Raw genomic sequence first — 19,234 nt, 5'->3', positions numbered from 1 at the left:
CGCAAGCCAACGCATTAACAACGCAAGCCAACGCATTAACAAAGCGTCCGATAAATGGCATTGCAGAGTATGACCAAATTTAATTAGCTACGAATTAATAAATTGCTGTACTTAAATTTAGTATCACAAGCAAAGTTTAGCAATGATCAAATCACGCAATCGCAAACCACTGGTTAAACAGGCATCTACTCTAATCCGCAGTTCTTCGGTATCAGCCGTTGAAATTTTGACAATGGCGTTCGAGACATTGTGGAGTAATAAACTCCGCACTGCGCTAACAATGCTGGGTATTATCATTGGCATTATGGCAGTGATCGCTGTCACCGCCATTGGTCAAGGCACTCAAAAAGCAACCGAGCAACAACTACAATCACTTGGAACCGACATTTTGCAAGTGCAAGCGGGTGCATCTAGAAGTGGCGCGGTGCAACAGGGCGCTGGGAGTGCTACAACATTGACTTTAGAAGATGCTGAGGCGATCGCGCAACAGGTTTTAGGGGTTGATCGGGTATCGGCTATTCTGCAACAGTCTGCCCAAGTCGTCTATGGCGAAAACAACGACTCGATGACCATTATTGGAACTGATGTCAATTATCCAGATGTACGCAACACCCATCCTCAAACAGGCAGGTTTTTTACTGAGGAAGAAATCAAGGCGGCAAAACCTTTGGCAGTTTTAGGTCCCACTGCACGCGATGAACTGCTGGGGTCAGGAAGTATTGCAGAAGGCGCACAAATCCGCATCTCTGGACAAACCTATGATGTGATTGGCGTTATGGAGACGAAGGGAGCGCAAGGGCCACAAAACCCGGATGAACAAATTTATATCCCACTTACCAATATGTCTGCTCGGCTAGTAGGAAATAATGCCGTTAAGGGAATTGCCATTAGAGGAATTTATGTCAAAGTCAAAAGCCAGGAACAGCTAGACGCTGCTCAGTATCAAACTACGAATCTCTTGCGGGTAAGACATGGCATTTATCCAGACAAAGGAGATAAAGATGATTTTCGGACTGTAAATTCGGCTGATATCATTAACACACTGACTAGTACATCTAAGCTTTTTACCGTAATGATAGTGGCGGTTGCGGTAATTTCTTTAATTGTTGGCGGTATTGGGATTGCCAATATCATGCTTGTGTCAGTGGTGGAACGAACGCGGGAAATCGGGATTCGCAAAGCGATTGGAGCGACTAGCACTGCAATTTTGAGCCAGTTTTTAGCCGAGGCAGTTGTGATTGCGGTAATTGGAGGGGTAATTGGTATTGGACTGGGAATTGCGATCGCCTTTGCCGCTTCAAATTTGTTTAAATTTCCCTTGGTGATTTCGCTCTGGTCAATACTGTTCGGCTTTGGTTTAACGTTTGTAATTGGGTTAGTGGCTGGCGTAATTCCGGCTCGCAATGCTGCCAGTCTTGACCCGATCGCGGCGCTCAGAAGTGATTAAAACATTCTTGAAGTAGAGAATTACTAATATGGCAACGATGATTTGGATGGAAGAAATTCAGAAAACATATCGTCTTGGGGAAGTCGAGGTTCCGATACTCAAGGGTATTGACTTGTCTATTGAGGAAGGCGAATACGTTTCTATTATGGGGATGTCTGGTTCGGGAAAATCTACGCTGATGAACATCATCGGTTGCCTCGATCGCCCCACATCTGGACATTATGTTTTAGAAGGCAGAAATCTGACTACGCTAACCGATGATGAGTTGGCATATATCCGCAATCGCCGGATCGGTTTTGTGTTTCAGCAGTTTAATTTGCTGGCTCGTTCTACCGCTTTAGAAAACGTGATGCTACCAATGGTCTATGCAGGTGTTCCTAAATCGGAACGTAGAAAACGCGCAGAGTCAGCTTTAACTCGTGTTGGCTTGGCAGAGAGAATGTTAAACCGTCCCAGCCAGATGTCTGGTGGACAGCAACAGCGAGTAGCGATCGCCCGTGCCCTCGTCAACCGCCCTGCACTTGTTCTAGCAGATGAACCCACTGGAGCGTTAGACAGTGAAACCTCTCAGGAAGTGATGAATTTGTTGACTGAGTTAAACAGTCAAGGCATCACGATTGTCATTGTTACCCATGAACCGGATGTAGCTGATCAAACTAACCGGATCGTTCATGTTAAAGATGGTTTAGCTGAAGGGGTAACAAAAAAGCTACAAACCAGACTGGATAATGTGCATAGCAAAACCTGATGAAAATAGGCTAGTTTACCAGCCCTTTGCGTAGCGTTCAGTTCGGGGAGCGTCCCGGAGAGAAGGAAAGGTATCGCCTGTTAATCTGCGGCCAATTCACCACATTCCACCAATTATCCAAATACTCAGCTCGACGGTTGCGATATTTCAGGTAATAAGCGTGTTCCCATAGATCGTTACCCATAATCGGATATGAACCCTCCATAATTGGGTTATCCTGATTTGCTGTAGTAACAATCTGGAGTTGCTTTTGAGGATTGCGTACTAACCAAACCCAACCACTACCGAAACGACCTGCACCTGCTGCATTAAACTGTTTTTTAAAGGCATCAAAGCTGCCAAAAGTTTGGTTAATTTCTTGAGCGATCGCGCCTGATGGTTGTCCACCACCTTGAGGACTCATCAGTTGCCAAAAAATCGTATGGTTAAGATGACCACCTGCATTATTGCGTACCTTTGTCCGAATACCTTCAGGTACGCTGTTCAAATCCACTAGCAAACCTTCAACACTTCTTTTTTGCAAATCTGGATACTGCTTCAATGCATCATTTAAGTTCTTGACGTAGCTAGCATGGTGTGCATCATGATGCAATTTCATCGTTTCAGCATCAATAGCTTTTCCTAGTGCCCCAAAAGCATAAGGCAATGGTGGTAGCTGTGCGGGAGAAGCACTTAATGACTTATTAGGAGAAGCTACAGTGGTAAACGGTCTAGTAGGTGTTGGTGTAAAAAATTGTGCCTCAGCTATTAGTACTGGTTTGTGATAAATTAGCAGAATTGTCAACAAAATTGTTGTGAAGAAAACAACTATTTTTTTTCGCCAAAATCCGATCATAAATTGTAGCCTCAAAATCAATATTATTGGCTTATAACCCGATCGTAGACTGTTATTTTGCAGTTACATTAAGCCAAATATTATATATATTACCTTAGTTGTCAGTTAATTCAAACAAAGATAGATATAGCTAAAACTTTATTTTCTAAACCTATAATTCAAACCATGTAACCAAAAAATCTCTTTGGCTAAGAATAATAATTATTAATCAAACTCTTAATTTTTATTGTGCTATGGGCGTTTATTCTGCCCGTGCAAACATCTTGTTTACACCATAATAGCTAGATTTTATCCATTATTTAAGCTGGGCTATGCTACTACAACTTTTCTATTATTTAGCTTAATTTTTGTTTTTCATCTGTCTGTAAATAGCTGCAATGTTGCGGGCATCATCAATGCCACGATGATGTGTACCTTTTAATTCTATCCCCAACTCATTGAGAGCCTGTGCCATACCAAATTTTTTAGATACGCCAAGATATTCTGAAAATTCCTCTTTGATATTTATATGTTCTGAAGTAAAAGGATAGGGAAAATTATGAAACGCGCAATCTTGAATAAATTGCTTTTTGTCGTAGTTACCCCAAGAACAAAAAATATAGTTGGGAAATAAATTAATCCATTCTTTAAAACGAGAAATCGCTTCTAAAAATTTTGGTGCTTCGTCAACATCTAGCTGCCGAATGCTAGTCAATTCGGTGCAAAAACCTGTCAGTTGCGGATGTCTCACAGGTTGGATGAATTGCTGAAACTCTGAATCAATTTCCCACGTTGTTCGATTGAGCATCACAGCACCGATTTCGATTATTTCCATTTCGTGACGGGGAATAGTTTTACTGTTACAGCACGTGGCTTCCAAATCGACTATCAGATAATAGTGGGATATTTTAGTATTCATATTAGATTGAGGATTGATACTGGTAATTCTTTATACGATTAGTTAAAATTTACAGATTTCTGTAGGAATTTTGTATTAATCATACTACAAAACCGTGATCTTTACAGCAGCTTTGCTTTTTTCATTTATTTGAACCACAAACTTCTGTAGAGGCTTACAGGTAGCTGTAAAACCACAGGAATTTAGATTGATGAAAAAGGTTTAACCCAACGCAATTGAATAGCGATATCAAGAGCGATCGCAGCTAGCGCAAACCATAACAAACTTTCTGCCGCTAACACCAAAAAAGGCCAAATTGTGCTGTGAGAATTCCACCCAAATTCTATCTGAGTTAATCCGCGCACCAAGCCAAAGGCTAACACGCCACCAGCTTTGAGTTGAGGATTTCGATCGGAGCGGATGATATAGCGGTAGGTGACACCAAATAGGAAACCAGTAAAAGTTGCAATTGCACCACTTACCCACAAGCGCCAGTTAACATCACTTTGCAGACATACAAGTGTCTGAAAATACTTTGCTAATACTAAAGTATTCAACAGACTAGCGATCGCGAAGCTAAAACACATAGATAATCCCCCAATTATTCCAGCCTTGAGGGATTCTATGCGTTCTGCCATTAATTGAGGATCTAAAGTTGGGTTCACTCTATATATAAATTAGGTATTGGGTATTGGGAAAATTCTTTCTCAGTTTCCAATATGATAAATGCTAGAGCAGTTTTTTAATCAATTAAATATTGTTCTTATGTAGGAATTTTGATGATGAACTCGGTTCCGACACCAGGTTGAGAATTCACGTCTAAAATGCCTTTGTGTTTCTCTACAACTATTTGATATGCGATCGACAAGCCAAGTCCAGTACCTTTATCAACGGTTTTTGTAGTAAACAACGGCTCAAACAAGCGTTTTTTAAGCCGTTCAGGAATACCAATCCCATTATCAGCAATCCGAATTATAACCAATTGTTCAGAATTTATTTCTGTGGCAATTTTAATTTGAGGAATTAGATTGTTCATTTTGCCTTCTATAATAGCTTCATCAAGGGCATCAACTGCATTTGCCAGAATGTTCATAAATACTTGATTCATTTCCCCTAGATAGCAGCGAACCTGTGGTAATTCTCCATAACTTTTAATAACTTCAATGCGAGGGCGATCGCCATTAGCATTGAGGCGGTGTTGCAAAATCATTAGTGTACTATCTAGTCCTTGGTGTAAATCAGCAGATATTTTGGCATCCCTGTCTGAGCGACAGAAGTTGCGGAGTGAATTAGAAAGGTTTCTAATTCGTTCACTTCCTAGCTGGAGTGAGTTTAAGATTTTTACTATATCTTCGAGAACAAAGTTCAGATCCAAGTCTTCAATGGCATTGGTAATTTTGGCTGTTGGGTTTGGATACTCTTGTTCATATAGTAGGAACAACTTGGTTAATCCTGCAATGTGTTCTTGCAAGGGTGGAATATTACTAGAAATAAAGTTGATCGGGTTATTGATTTCATGGCCAATACCAGCGATTAGCTCTCCGAGTGTTGATAGTTTCTCTTGCTGCACTAGTTGGACTTGGGCTTTTTGCAAAGCTTTGGTGCGATCGCTGACTTGTTGTTCCAAAGATTCAGTCAATTGTTTGAGTTGTAAATGTACGCGCACTCTGGCAATAACTTCTTCTTGGGCAAACGGTTTCGGGATATAGTCTACTGCACCAAGGGAAAATCCTTTCGTTTTGCTTTCCGTATCCGCTAAGGCAGTGGTGAAAATAATCGGAATGTTTTGGGTAACAGGATTAGCTTTGAGTCGGCGACAAGTTTCAAATCCATCAATACCGGGCATTTGTACATCCAGCAAAATCAACTCTGGTTGATTGCGTTCGGCTTGAGCGATCGCACTTTCTCCATCGACTGCAACCCGGAAACGAAAACCCTCACTATTGAGCGCTTCACACACGACAGATAAATTTGTCGGATTATCATCCACAATCAAAATAAATCCGTTATTTTGAATTTTACTCATGATGAATTTAAAACTGAATTTTAACTCCAATTAATCGATGCATTGTTGAATAAAAGTTTCCAAACGTTTAAGTTGGAAATTACTAGCAAGTTGGACGATTTGCTGGGTAAAAACGCTTAACTCCTGATCGGATGCAGAAAGTTCCTCAGCCAGTTCCAAGATTTTTTGAATATCGCCGTCTTCTGTCAGTTCGAGTAACTCTTGTAAAACCTCTTTGGCAGGATAAACCATCTCATTTTGTTGATCCAAACCACCTGTATAGGTTTTTTTAATTGCGTCTACCTTAACATCAAAAATCCATTCTAGATGCAAAAATTGTCGTAGCATTTCCAGTAGCGTCTCAGCTTCTACAGGCTTTGGTAAAAATGCATCTGCACCGACATCAATACTTTTGTGCTGGTCGATTGCAAACACGCTAGCTGACGAAGCGATGACAGCAATTTCTTTAAATGGCCCAGGTTGACGCAAACGGTCGATCAACTCAAATCCAGTCAAAATAGGCATCACGAGGTCAGTGATAATCATGTCTGGTTTGTAGATTAGAGCCTGTTCCCATGCTTCCTGACCCTGACTAGCTTCTACAACAGTAAACCCAACAGGCTCTAGTAAATTTACAATTACCGATCGGTTTTCCCATTTGTCATCCGCAATCAAAATGGTGCGCCTTTGTCCTTGATAACCAATAATAGTTCCCTGCTCAACCACTCTAGAAACTTTTGCCCAATCTTTAGATTCTGGGAATTCTGCCTCAAACCAAAAAGTACTACCTTTGCGTAAGGTACTTTGCACCTGAATTTGACCACCCATTAACAAAACAATTTTTTGGCTGATTGCTAATCCCAAGCCTGTACCTTCAGATTGTCGTTTTTGATTTCCTACTTGCTCAAAGGGCTGGAAGATTTTCTCGGCTTGTTCAGAGGTTATACCCGTGCCGGTATCTACTACCTGAAAGCGAATTTTGTAGTTAGTTTGTCCATTGGCGTTTGATTCTTGACCAATCACCTGAACTTTGAAGGTGACACTGCCTTGATGAGTAAATTTAATCGCATTACTAAGCAAGTTAATCAATACTTGCCGCAAGCGTTTTTCATCAGCATGAATACCCGTTGGCAAATCAGGATCGAGTTCAATATGAAATGCGATGACCTTTTGTTCTGCCCGAATGCGGCAAATTTCAGTCACGCTATCTATAAAGGCAGGCAAGTAGAAATCAATAGGATACAATTCTAGTTTCCGGGCTTCTATTTTGGAGAGATCCAGGACATCATTAATTAGGGTTAAAAGATGAGAACCACATTGATAAATGATGCTGACTCCTTTGCGTCCTTTCTCAGTCAAAGATTCTGTGCGTTGGAGAATTTGTGTATAGCCCAAGATGCCGTTGAGAGGTGTGCGTAGTTCATGACTCATATTGGCAAGAAATTCACTCTTGGCTTGGTTGGAGTTTTGAGCGGCTTCTTCTGCAAGGCGTAGTTCTTTTTCGATGCGCTTACGCTCGACAATTTCAGTTGAAAGCACTTGATTGATAAGTTCTAACTGGGCTGGACTAGGTAGTGTCAAAGCTTGAGGCATGAGATAAAATAATACAAATGCCGTATATATCGAAATAATAGCAGTTAGAGCTTTTAAACCACCTGCAATCCAATAGTCTGGATGCCAAAGCGTCCAAATATCCATTAAGTGTCCAGTACCGCAAGCAATGATAAAAGCACCAAATAACAAAAAGACTCCATTGAAAGGAACGTCTTTACGCTTGGAAATAAAATAAATCAATAGGAAGGGAATAGAATAATAGGCTAGAGCGATCGTGGCATCAGAAATAATGTGGAGCGAAACTAATCCAGTTTGCCAGAGATAACAATGTCCGTGGGGAACAAAACCGTTGGAGTGGAAAGGATAGTTGAAAAATGTCGGCATGATATTAAGGGTTGCTGGATTGGAAGTATATATCCATAGCCCTAGTATTCCCAAAGTATCAAGTCAGAAAGCGCGATCGCTACTTTTTTACATTCGTCTTTCTCGTTGCTTAAAATACTTGCGTATCAAGAAAATTTGTTTGGTGTCTTTTTTGCATAGGCGTAGCCCATCGTAGACATCGCACGCAAAACTTACAATGTCATTGATAAAAACATCTCAGCCTGCCCAATCCCTGTATGATAAGTATTAGAAACCTTTTGTAATTATTTTAAAAGTGGGACTATGGAGATTTTGACACTAGGTTGGGTATCGTTGTTAGTTGTGTTTACTTGGTCAATTGCAATGGTAGTGTGGGGACGTAACGGACTGTAGAGGTATTGTGGAAAGTCCATTCTTAAGTATTTTGGCTTTATTTGCTGTAGTGCTGCTCGTAGTAGTCACTGGTGGTATTGGTTATTTAACCCTGGCAGATTGGCGCGATCGCCGTCGCCGAGATGAAGAAAAACGCACCACCCGCAGCGCCACTCCCAAGCGGCGATAATTTTCTTGTGATTGAAAAATCTTTTTGTAGGGACGCGATATTATCGTGTCCCTACACTGTTTTTTATGACATAGGACTTACGCAAAAAACCTCTCTAACTCTTATTCCTCTGTGTTCTCTGCGTTCTCTGCGGTTTGATTTTGCGTAACCTGTGCGTAAGTCCTATGACATTTCCAGGAAATAACTGTTACCTTTGCGATCGCAACGGGAATCATGAAATAGAAGACTTTCAATATTTAAAGTTCCACTGGGAATGGAAAACTCCTCTACTACTCAACCCATACAACCAAATTCAGAACCGCAAGAATCTTATTCAGACGTGACATTTTCCTTGCGTCAGAATGAGCAACAAAAAGCCTTATCTAGAGTTATTGCCCGGATTCGGGAGTCTTTAGACATAGAAACTATCTTCAAAATTACAGTCACTGAAGTCCGCCAACTTCTGAAAAGCGATCGGGTTGGCGTGTTTCGTTTTTATCCCGAATTGGGATGGGAAGGAGAATTTATCTATGAAGATGTGGGAGCAGAATGGGGTTCGGCACTAGCAGCTAAACTGAGCGACCACTGCTTTGCTGCGGAGTTTGCAGAATTGTATCAGCAAGGTCGGATTAAATCAATGGCTGATATATATCAAGCTAGTGTCAGTGATTGTCACGTCCAGATTCTGGAAAAATTCCAAGTACGTGCCAATATAACTGCCCCGTTGATCAAAGGTAAAGATTTATGGGGATTGTTGTGTATTCATCAGTGTGGTAGTCCTCGACAATGGGAAGCATCAGAAATTGAGTTTGTGCAATTAATCGCCGAACATCTAGGAGTTGCTTTACAGCAAGCAGATTTCCTGGAACAAGTCAAACTACAATCAGCAGAACTAGCACAAGCAAAAGCCAGAGAAAAAGCAGCCCTATGGCAGAAAACCGTAGCTATCACTATTGAAAAAATTCGTCAGTCCCTCGATTTGGAAAGTATTTTTCACACAACCACCGCAGAACTTAGGCAGCTACTAAATGCCGATCGCGTGGCTATTTATCGCTTCAATCCCGATTGGAGTGGTGAATTCGTGTTTGAATCAGTGGCAGAGGGTTGGGTTTCCCTGATAGAGAGACAATCGCAACGACCAGAATTGAAAGAGAACGTCAGCGAATGTAGCGCTAGAGATTTAGCTAACCCCCCAGTCGCTGATACCTACTTACAAGATACAGAGGGTGGTAACTTCACTCAGTGTGAAGTGTATCGAATTTGTAATGATATTTACAATTCAGGCTTTAGTGACTGCTACATTAAAATTTTAGAGATATATCAAGCAAGAGCTTATGCGATCGTTGCCATTTACCACGGTCAAAAGCTCTGGGGTATGCTAGCAGCGTACCAAAATGCTGAAGGTCGTGATTGGCAAAAAGATGAGGTTTACTTGCTTACTCAAGTGGGCACCCAACTAGGTGTGGCTTTGCAGCAAGCGGAATTTATCCAACAAATGCAAATCCAAGCAGCAGATATCAGTAAAGCTGCTGAAAGGCAAAGGGCATTAGCGCATACAGTAGAAAAAATTCGTCAGTCTCTTGAAATTGAAGCCATATTTAAAACCACTACTCAAGAAGTTCGTCGGCTATTAGAAGTGGAACGAGTCGCAATTTATCGCTTCTATCCTGATTGGAGTGGGGAATTTGTGGCTGATTCCATCGTTGATGGCTGGACACCAATGGTTAAACCGCAGTCACTGACAGAACGCGTACTTGTGCAAGGAAAACAAGCAGGTAAATATGCACGTAATGAAGTTTTTGTACCAATTTCTCAGGGTGAAAAACTGTGGGGATTGTTAGTAGCTTATCAAAACTCCCAGCCTCGTTATTGGCAAGATGAAGAAATCAACTTGCTGGCACAGGTTGGCGTTCAATTGGGAGTAGCATTACAGCAAGCTGAATCTTTGACACAGATGCAGGTGCAAGCCCAAAAACTGGCTCAAGCCGCCGAACGAGAACGGAAAGCAGCCGAAAGGGAGAAGGCGCTGGCTGCAACCGTAGAGAAAATCCGCCACTCTCTTGATATTGACACCATTTTTGCTACTAGTACAGAAGAAGTCCGACGGTTATTAGAAGTTGACCGAGTGACAATCTATCGATTCCGAGCTGATTGGAGTGGCGAATTTGTTGCTGAGTCTTTAGCCCAAGGTTGGACACCAGTAAAGAAAATTGTACCTGCAATGTCTACAACGGGCTACGCCTACGCAGATGATTACTTGCAAAAAAACCAAGTAGGAGACTTTGCTAATGGTAAAACTCTGGTCATTAAGGATATTTACAGTACAGATGATTCTATTGCTTATGTTGCCTTAATTGAACGAATGGAGGCTAGGGCATATATGATTGTGCCGATTTTTCAGGGTGAGAAACTTTGGGGATTACTAGCAGCTTATCAAAATATTAAACCCCGTGATTGGCAAGAAGATGAGGTAGATTTGCTGATGCAGATTGGTACTCAGTTAGGGGTAGGACTTCAGCAAGCGGAATTACTCGAACAAACTCAATGTCAAAAAGAAGAGCTGACCCAGACTCTTAAAGAATTACAGCACACTCAGAGCCAGTTAATTCAAAGTGAGAAAATGGCAGGCTTAGGACAGTTAGTTGCTGGTGTCGCACATGAAATTAATAACCCGATTAGTTTCATTTATGGCAACATCACTTATGTTACTGAACATACCGAAAATTTATTGAAATTACTGCGCCTTTATCAGAAACAGTATCCTAAAGCAACAGGAGAAATTCAAAAGCAAGCAGCAGCAGTGGATTTAGATTTTATTAGTGATGACTTGCCTAAAATTCTGACTTCAATGAAGATGGGGGCAGAGCGGATCTCTCAATTAGTCTTGTCGTTACGAAGTTTTTCTCGACTTGATGAAACAGGAATGAAGCCCGTTGACCTTCATGAAGGCATCGATAGTACTTTGCTAATTTTACAACATCGACTGCAACCACTAACTAATTCTTTTGCTATTGAGGTAGTTAAACAATATAGTGAATTGCCCCCAGTAGTCTGCTATGCAGCCCAGATGAATCAGGTGTTTATGAATATTCTCAACAATGCGATCGATGCACTGGAAAACTCACTAACTAGTGGAAAAATAATTGATAATCCTAAAATTTGCATACGTACAGAAATCATAGAAGAAAATACTATTCTGATTTGGATTGCTGATAATGGTTGTGGGATTCCAGAGATTGTGCGATCGCGCATTTTTGAACCTTTCTTTACCACCAAACAACCTGGTCAAGGCACTGGTTTAGGTCTATCTATTAGTTATCAAATTATTGTAGAAAAACACGGCGGCCAGATCAAGTATGTTTCTGAACCTGGTAATGGCTCTGAGTTCTGTATCCAAATTCCGAGCAAACTGTGAGTTAGCTAGAAGAACTCCAAGCCCAACACAGCACTGTCAGACGACGATAATTTTTTTATATTTCGCTCAAAGGTAGAAATATTTATTAGCACTTTTACACCTATGCTACAATCAGCCCCAGCTTCGAGAACAGCTACTCTGTAGGAAAGCTTACAGAAAAAGTGAATACTACTTGTTGTTGGGCTTTCATTAAAGGTCTGAAAAGTTTGATTCCTATTAATATACATAATTATAGATTTATATAGTGCGTAAGTCTTACCTAAGAATGAGGGCAATTCCGTAGAGTCTTTATAAAGTGATACCTGTACACGTATTTAATTTTGTTACGGAAATTACACCATGAGTTCTCAACAAAAACCCAATAGTAAACAAGGGGAAACTGCTACCAAGAAAGAAAGCACAGCAGCTAAAAAAGCTGATAAAGCTGATAACTTGGATTTAGATTCACTTGTTTCTGCACTAGAAGGAGACTTGACTGCTCTTGATAGCGAAACTGCGACTGGCTTAATCGACGAGTGGTATACTTATTTACACAAAGCTAAAGAGCCAGAAATCAAAGAAATTGCCGATAACCTCAAGCAACTCAAGCAACTGGTGAAAAGTGGTAAGGCCACAGGTCATGAAATTGGTGAAGTGCTAACTGAAATTGGTGAGCAAACAGATAATGTTGCTTCTGATACTGATAAGGAACTAAAAACTCCGTTACAAAGGTTGGGTAAGCAACTTCGCAATATAGGTGTTTCACTAGGTAAGGCGGAAGACCGCGAACAGATTGAACACATAGAATCAGTAATAGAAACCCTTGAAGGAGACTTGACTAAAATTGAACCTGAGGCGGCGCAAGGTGCAATTGATACGTGGTACACCTTATTGCATAAGTCTGAAAACGAGAATCTCCAAGAAGTTGCTAATGGACTTAAAGAACTTAAGCAACTTTTGAAGCGCAAAACTGCCAAAGGTGCTGACTTTGCCGAGGTGCTGACAAAACTGGGTGAACAAACTCAACAAGCTGCAACTGAAGCCCCAAGGGGCTTTAAGGGGCCAATTCAAAGATTGGGTAAGCTTCTAAGTAAAGCTGGCAAGTCATTGGATTAATTTTAAAGTCTGTTTAATTACCAATAATAAAAGCACCTCATTTCATTTTGGCTGAGGCTAATGTGGAGTGGGGTGTTTTGTATAATCACATCACTACGTTTTTGCATCTTACAACTGGTTTTTCTCAGTTACCAGATTGTTTATTAATGAACCATAAAGACATTAAGACACAAACAAGAAGAGGCGGATCGCATAATGGAGATTTTGCAGGCGATGCCTTCTCTACGAGACGCTACGCGAACGGCGGGCTTTGCCTACGCTTTTTTTTAACGAACCGCAGAGGGCACAGAGGAGATCGCTCTTTTTAACCAACCACAGAGGCACAGAGAACACAGAGGAACAAGAGAACGATCGCTTTTGATTTATAAAATAAAATTCAATACATAAATAAATTATTTAGGCAATAATTTTTTCTGCTCAGATAAGCTTTAATAATGCTTTATTCTCCTTTTAGCTAAAGATAATTATTGATGTTTTTTGAACTTGCGCGATCCAAAATTGTTGATGGCTGACAATAGTATCTGGATTTAGCAGATATAATAATGCTTCTAGATAATCTTGTCACAAAATAACAAGTACTTATTTAATTGGAGAGAGTATTGAATACTTACACAGTAATTATGCTAAACCCATCTGGATCTGGCAAGACAGTTTTTTTGGCGAGTATGTATAAGAAACTATCCACGCAGGGAGAGCATGGCTTCTTTTTAGAAGTTGATGGAGCAGAAAAATGAAATAGCTCTGGTTTAAGGCTGCTTTGGGAGAACAGTCGTAAACATCACTTTGTAATACTCAGTACTTATGTACTTTGTACATGTCCTGTCCCTTGTGGGCGGTCTTTCGACCCAGCACTCTTGATTATTTTTAGCTATACTCCCATAAACGCCCTGTTTCATCTGTCAGCAGGGTAAGATATTAACCCTTGAGGAGTATTGACAGATTAAGAATTTTGAAAATTAATCTTGCATATTCTGAAAAAACGTTATAAATTATTAGATAATAGGGGAATAATCTGACTTAATTAGTGTCAAAAACTAATCCTGCTCAAGTAAATACACTGCAACCAGTTTTAACTTCACACAACTCCTAAACAGCACTGAAGATATGTTTTTGTTTGGTAAAGCAAAGATTATGAACAGACAACGGAACAAGAAATAATCTAAAAATATATCTTATGTGACTGTTTTGAGGAATTATCTTACTAATTGCGGTGGAGAACAACTATAATTCACCAAAATAGTAATATATGGCAAGCAATTAACTAACAATAAAGTTGCATAAATGTCAGCAAGCTTATTGTTAGTTAATTGATTGTTTTTACCCCATTATCTTTGCTATTCAAAGAATCGTTTCTGTTATGCTGAGAATAGCAAAAGTAATAAATGAAGACACCTTTAGCACAAATTCACAATCCTTATGGAGTTATTCTGGCAATGCACCTAAACGAATTGGAAACTACTGAGAATTTAGAAGAAGTTGAAGAAGCATGGCTAGCACTAGAAAAATCAATTCTCTATTATCAAGGTCGCCCTGTTGGGACAGTAGCCGCTTATGATGCGTCTGTAGAAGCGCTCAATTACGATCAGTGCTTTGTCCGAGATTTTGTTTCTTCTGCTCTAATTTTTCTGATCAAAGGTAGAACCGATATTGTTCGTAATTTCTTAGAAGAAACCTTAAAGTTACAGCCTAAAGAAAAGGCATTAGATGCCTATAAGCCAGGACGAGGATTAATACCAGCTAGCTTTAAAGTGGTATCAGACAATGGGCAAGAATATTTAGAAGCAGACTTTGGCGAACATGCGATCGCAAGAGTTACACCTGTAGATTCTTGTTTATGGTGGATTATTTTGTTACGTGCTTATGTAATCGCTACAGAAGATTTTTCTCTCGCCTATCAACCTGAATTCCAAAATGGTATCAGGTTAATCATGGATATCTGCTTGGCGAATCGTTTTGATATGTACCCAACGCTGTTGGTTCCAGATGGCGCTTGTATGATTGACCGTCGTATGGGCATTTATGGGCATCCTCTAGAATTGCAAGTCCTCTTTTACACGGCATTGCGTGCATCTCGCGAACTGCTAATTTGTCAAGGTAATTCCGATATTGTTGAAGCCATTGATAACCGTTTGCCTCTTTTATGCGCTCATATTCGCCAGCATTATTGGATAGATATTAATCGCCTGAATGCAATTTATCGCTTCAAAAGTGAAGAATATGGCAAGGCTGCTGTTAATCTGTTCAACATATATGTAGATTCTGTTCCCTATTATGAATTAGATAAGTGGCTACCAAAAAAAGGTGGTTATTTAGCAGGTAATGTTGGGCCATCGCAGCTAGATACTCGTTTCTTTTCACTCGGAAATTTAATGGCAATCATTTCCGACTTAGCCACCGAAGAACAGTCACAAGCGATTATGACTCTCATTGAGGAACGATGGGATGATTTGGTGGGGGATATGCCAATGAAAATTTGTTTCCCAGCTTTGGAACATGAAGAATACAGAATTGTGACTGGATGTGACCCCAAAAATATACCTTGGTCGTATCATAATGCTGGTAGTTGGCCAGTTTTAATGTGGATGTTGGCGGCGGCGGCTGTAAAAACTAATAGAACAAATCTTGCACAAAAGGCGATTGAAACTGCTCAAGGACGCCTTAGTACAGATGAATGGCCAGAGTATTACGATGGTAAAAAAGGGCGACTGATTGGGAAACAAGCTCGGAAATATCAAACTTGGACAATTACTGGGTTCTTATTAGCAAAAGAACTGATGGCAAACCACACTTATTTACCATTAATCAGCTTTGGAAAACTACCAGCAGAACAGGTTTCTAGAGCGTGTGAGTTTGAAATTGCCAGTGTAGACCCATATATGCAATAATTCGTAATTTCTAATTCGTAATTCGTAATTAAAGATAGTTCAAAATGAGGATTTAGACCTGGATTGGAACAAAACCACCTATAAACAAAGGGGAATTAAACTCGACAATTACGAATTACGAATTAGTAAAGAGTTGGGAGTTAGAATACAAAAGCTTTCTGACTCCTGAATCAAGTTTCCATGACAAACTCCCGTCAACTAGCTTTTATTGCCCTGCGAGATGTTCATAAGGGGGCTTACGCTGATGTTGCCCTAGATAGAGTGTTGCAAAAAGTCAGTTTGCCTGATAGCGATCGCCGCTTAGTGACAGAATTGGTTTATGGGAGCGTCAGAAGGCAACGCACCCTCGATACTCTCATCGATCAACTTGCTAAAAAGAAATCTCATCAACAACCACAAGACCTCCGCACCATCTTACATCTGGGCTTTTACCAACTGCGTTATCAACAGCGTATTCCCGCTTCAGCTGCTGTTAATACCACAGTCCAACTAGCTAAAGAAAACGGTTTTTCTGGACTCACAGGTTTTGTTAACGGTCTATTACGACAATACATCCGCCTTGCAGAGAAGATAAAGGGTGATCCGTTACAACTTCCAGAATCACCGGATCTGGAAAACCTCTCTCCAAACCTCTCCCCTAAAAGGGAAGAGGCTTTGAATTCTCCCCCTTCCCTAGTAGGGAAGGGGGCTGGGGGGTTAGGTTTCGCGTTAACTTTTCCAAATGATGTGAAAAGTCAGGTGGAACGCTTGGGCATTTTACACAGTTTTCCTGACTGGATTGTTCAAGTTTGGTTAGAACAACTGGGTTTGACTGATACAGAAAAACTGTGTGAATGGATGAACCAATCACCAACAATTGACTTACGCATCAACCCACTTCGCACTTCAATTGAGGAAGTTGAGGCGGCTTTGCAATCTGCTGGTGTTTTGGTAAGACGGATTCCTCATTTACCCCAAGCTTTACGATTTATTGGTAACACTGGATCGATTCAAAAACTACCGGGTTTTAAAGAAGGTTGGTGGACTGTACAAGATAGCAGCGCTCAATTGGTAGGTCATTTGCTCGACCCCCAACCAGGTGAGGTAGTAATTGATGCCTGTGCAGCGCCAGGGGGAAAAACAACCCACATCGCTGAGTTAATGGCAGATCGAGGGAAAATTTGGGCTTGCGATCGCACTCCTTCTCGTCTTCGCAAACTCCAAGAAAATTCTCAACGGCTAAATTTACAATCTATTCAAATTTGTACTGGTGACAGTCGCCACCTCAATCAATTTCAAAACACCGCAGATCGGGTATTACTCGATGCTCCATGTTCTGGTTTGGGAACTATGCACCGTCATGCTGATGCGCGTTGGCGACAAACACCAGCATCTGTCCGAGAACTTTCGGTGCTGCAACGAGAATTAATAAGACATACATCAACTTTTGTCAAACCTGGTGGTGTATTAGTTTATGCCACCTGTACATTGCATCCAGCAGAAAATGAAGAAGTAATTTCGGCGTTTTTAGCTGAGTCACCTGATTGGCAAATTGAGTCTCCTAGTGGCGTTGAGTTACCTGATTCTACCGATAGTACACCTCAAGGTTGGTTTAAACTTTGGCCCCATCGACAGGATATGGATGGTTTTTTTATGGTGCGCTTAAGAAAAAACAATAATTCCGAGTGAATACTGTTTGAGATTGTACGATTTGGTAGAGGCCTGAATCTACCAGAGGAGGCAGCAATGGTTCCCCCTGACAATGTGAAAAATTTAGTTAAAATCCTGATTGGAGCAGCCTGGATCGATGGCAGAATCCAGCCAGAAGAACGGCAATATCTCCGCGAAATAGCTCAAGCTAAAGGTTTAGCTAACGACCCAGAAATTAAGCCTTGGCTGTACGAATTAGTTCCTGTACAGCCAAAAGAATGCTACGACTGGGTGCGGGAATATTTAGGCGATCGCCCCAGTCTTGAAGATTGTGAAAATCTGATTGAAGCCATCAGTGGCTTAATTTATAGCGATGGTGAAGTTGCTGTCGAAGAAGCCAAACTCCTGACGCAATTGCAGGATATGGCGAAGCCGAATGAGTCAACTCAACCAGCTCACACTGCGCTTCTCAAACAAATTCAAAAGCTTTACCGCCGTTGGGTTGAAGTGCAAAACTAACATGGAGTTATAAGTTGATGAAGAGGAAGCGGGGAATTCTTTCACCGCCTCTCTTCATCCTCATCTCCCCGAAAACGTCCGCACGTCTTTAGGTGATTTTTATAGCTATTTACCGAAAAGGGAAACGCATTCACATTCCTGAAGTTGTTAAGTGAGAATGCGCCTGTGATTCGTATTAGATGTCTGGTTCTTGGAGCGATCGGGCGATTATACCCGCCAAAACTCCACCGAAAATTGGGAACACGATGAAAATCCAAAGGTCAGCCAATGCCCAACCGCGAGTAAAGATAGCTGTAGCTAGCGATCGCACGGGATTGACGCTAGCATTTGTCACAGGAATGAGAATAAGATGCGCCAAGATCAGCCCTAAACCGATGGGGATGGGTGCAGACCGTTTGAAAACGGGAGAAGATGTAACGCTCAAGATCAGCAGCACAAAGCCACAGGTAACAATGAATTCGGCTAATGCACAAGCCCACCAGCTATAGTTACCAGGGGAGTGAATTCCTACCCCATTAGAACCAAAGTTAGCTGTTGTAAACCCCGGCTTGCCCATACAAATCAAAAACAGGATAGTACTCCCCCAAATTCCGCCGAGAATTTGACTCCCGATATATGGCAAAACGTCTTTAGAAGAAAACTGCTTGGCTACCCAAAAACCAATTGTAACTGCGGGGTTGATGTGACAACCGCTGATCGAACCAAAAGTATAAGCAGCAGTCAACAAACTTAAACCAAAAGCGATCGCCACTCCAGTAACTCCAACCCAAGGTATTGTACCAGAGATAACCGCAGTACCTACGCCCATCAGAACTAACCAAGCTGTACCTAGAGCTTCCGCCAAACATCGTTTTGCTAAAGAGTAACGATTCATTCATCAGAAATGCCACAACTGGCTAGTAGTTCGCCAAGTTGCCTTGGCGGGGTAGAGGAACGGGAAAAAGGATACATGTATCTTGTCTCTTTGCCTTTCCCTTTAACCTTTACCCTTTATTCAATCTACACCCGTCAATGGAGAGCGTGGTGAACTACTAGAGGTGATTGATACTTGTACACATTAGCCGAATCACACTAAGATAAATACTCGTTCTGGATTATTCAGTATAAAACGTAGCAACATCCTGTTGGTTGGCTCCCAATACGGTTTGGATAAGCTCTTGAGGCTCTTGAGGTAAGGAAGGAAAGAGTTGATAGACAATTAGTTTTTTCTCCTGCTTCTCTTCTACCCCAGTTCAAGAACAGCTTACCTCAACGAATAAATTCCTTAACCGAACGGTATTGCATCGGGAGGCATTAACAATCCAAGCCAACGCATTAACAA

15 protein-coding genes are annotated in these 19,234 nt (G+C 41.1%); 9 read left to right on the top strand and 6 right to left on the bottom strand.

Translation table 11 applies throughout. The features are described from left to right. Positions 1 to 232: 232 nt before the first annotated feature. Together ACFE93_RS19330 and ACFE93_RS19325 are read left to right on the top strand one after the other, a co-directional pair. Entirely contained in the window at positions 233 to 1,447 is a 1,215-nt protein-coding gene (locus ACFE93_RS19330; protein ID WP_375475305.1) for an ABC transporter permease, read from the top strand. A gap of 28 nt (positions 1,448 to 1,475) precedes the next feature. Continuing rightward, on the top strand, positions 1,476 to 2,195 hold the full coding sequence (locus tag ACFE93_RS19325) for an ABC transporter ATP-binding protein (protein WP_375475261.1): 720 nt from the start codon (positions 1,476 to 1,478) through the stop codon (positions 2,193 to 2,195). 37 nt (positions 2,196 to 2,232) lie between these two features. On the opposite strand, the gene ACFE93_RS19320 is transcribed toward ACFE93_RS19325, so the two are convergent. The 5 genes from ACFE93_RS19320 to ACFE93_RS19300 all read right to left on the bottom strand — a co-directional run bounded on the left by ACFE93_RS19320 (position 2,233) and on the right by ACFE93_RS19300 (position 7,850). Further along, complete coding sequence (locus ACFE93_RS19320) at positions 2,233 to 3,030, bottom strand: superoxide dismutase (RefSeq protein ID WP_375475259.1); 798 nt, start codon at positions 3,028 to 3,030, stop codon at positions 2,233 to 2,235. A gap of 340 nt (positions 3,031 to 3,370) precedes the next feature. Then, on the bottom strand, positions 3,371 to 3,928 hold the full coding sequence (locus ACFE93_RS19315; protein WP_375475257.1) for an exonuclease domain-containing protein: 558 nt from the start codon (positions 3,926 to 3,928) through the stop codon (positions 3,371 to 3,373). Positions 3,929 to 4,110: 182 nt separating this feature from the next. Then, positions 4,111 to 4,545 (bottom strand): hypothetical protein, encoded by a 435-nt coding sequence (locus tag ACFE93_RS19310; RefSeq protein ID WP_375475303.1) that lies wholly within the window; start codon positions 4,543 to 4,545, stop codon positions 4,111 to 4,113. 125 nt (positions 4,546 to 4,670) lie between these two features. After that, positions 4,671 to 5,933, bottom strand: a complete 1,263-nt coding sequence (locus ACFE93_RS19305; protein WP_375475255.1) for a sensor histidine kinase — start codon at positions 5,931 to 5,933, stop codon at positions 4,671 to 4,673. 30 nt (positions 5,934 to 5,963) lie between these two features. Further along, on the bottom strand, positions 5,964 to 7,850 hold the full coding sequence (locus tag ACFE93_RS19300) for an ATP-binding protein (RefSeq protein WP_375475253.1): 1,887 nt from the start codon (positions 7,848 to 7,850) through the stop codon (positions 5,964 to 5,966). Positions 7,851 to 8,132: 282 nt separating this feature from the next. Between ACFE93_RS19300 and petN the strand changes: the two genes are divergently transcribed. The 7 genes from petN to ACFE93_RS19265 all read left to right on the top strand — a co-directional run bounded on the left by petN (position 8,133) and on the right by ACFE93_RS19265 (position 17,913). Continuing rightward, positions 8,133 to 8,222, top strand: coding sequence for a cytochrome b6-f complex subunit PetN (petN, locus tag ACFE93_RS19295; RefSeq protein ID WP_012408302.1), 90 nt, complete (start codon positions 8,133 to 8,135; stop codon positions 8,220 to 8,222). Positions 8,223 to 8,229: 7 nt separating this feature from the next. Next, on the top strand, positions 8,230 to 8,391 hold the full coding sequence (locus ACFE93_RS19290; protein ID WP_094350864.1) for a hypothetical protein: 162 nt from the start codon (positions 8,230 to 8,232) through the stop codon (positions 8,389 to 8,391). 253 nt (positions 8,392 to 8,644) lie between these two features. Then, positions 8,645 to 11,785, top strand: coding sequence for a GAF domain-containing protein (locus ACFE93_RS19285; protein WP_375475251.1), 3,141 nt, complete (start codon positions 8,645 to 8,647; stop codon positions 11,783 to 11,785). A 339-nt stretch (positions 11,786 to 12,124) separates the two neighbouring features. Further along, positions 12,125 to 12,880 carry a hypothetical protein gene (locus ACFE93_RS19280; RefSeq protein WP_375475249.1) on the top strand — a complete coding sequence of 252 codons (756 nt, stop codon included), beginning with the start codon at positions 12,125 to 12,127 and terminating at the stop codon, positions 12,878 to 12,880. 1,433 nt (positions 12,881 to 14,313) lie between these two features. Beyond that, positions 14,314 to 15,765 carry a glycoside hydrolase 100 family protein gene (locus ACFE93_RS19275; RefSeq protein ID WP_375475301.1) on the top strand — a complete coding sequence of 484 codons (1,452 nt, stop codon included), beginning with the start codon at positions 14,314 to 14,316 and terminating at the stop codon, positions 15,763 to 15,765. Between the two features lie 180 nt (positions 15,766 to 15,945). After that, positions 15,946 to 17,433: a 16S rRNA (cytosine(967)-C(5))-methyltransferase gene (locus ACFE93_RS19270; protein WP_375475247.1), complete on the top strand. Its 1,488-nt coding sequence runs from the start codon at positions 15,946 to 15,948 to the stop codon at positions 17,431 to 17,433. Positions 17,434 to 17,490: 57 nt separating this feature from the next. Beyond that, positions 17,491 to 17,913: a TerB family tellurite resistance protein gene (locus ACFE93_RS19265; RefSeq protein WP_375475245.1), complete on the top strand. Its 423-nt coding sequence runs from the start codon at positions 17,491 to 17,493 to the stop codon at positions 17,911 to 17,913. Positions 17,914 to 18,088: 175 nt separating this feature from the next. Here the strand turns inward: ACFE93_RS19265 and ACFE93_RS19260 are convergent, their stop codons facing one another. Next, a complete protein-coding gene (locus ACFE93_RS19260; protein WP_375475243.1) occupies positions 18,089 to 18,787 on the bottom strand; it encodes an aquaporin in 699 nt (232 codons plus the stop codon). Positions 18,788 to 19,234 lie beyond the last annotated feature (447 nt).

Source organism: uncultured Nostoc sp., from assembly GCF_964247315.1.
Lineage (GTDB): Bacteria > Cyanobacteriota > Cyanobacteriia > Cyanobacteriales > Nostocaceae > Nostoc.
The sequence above is the reverse complement of the archived record's forward strand: the minus strand, read 5'-3'. Positions and strand labels throughout refer to the sequence as shown.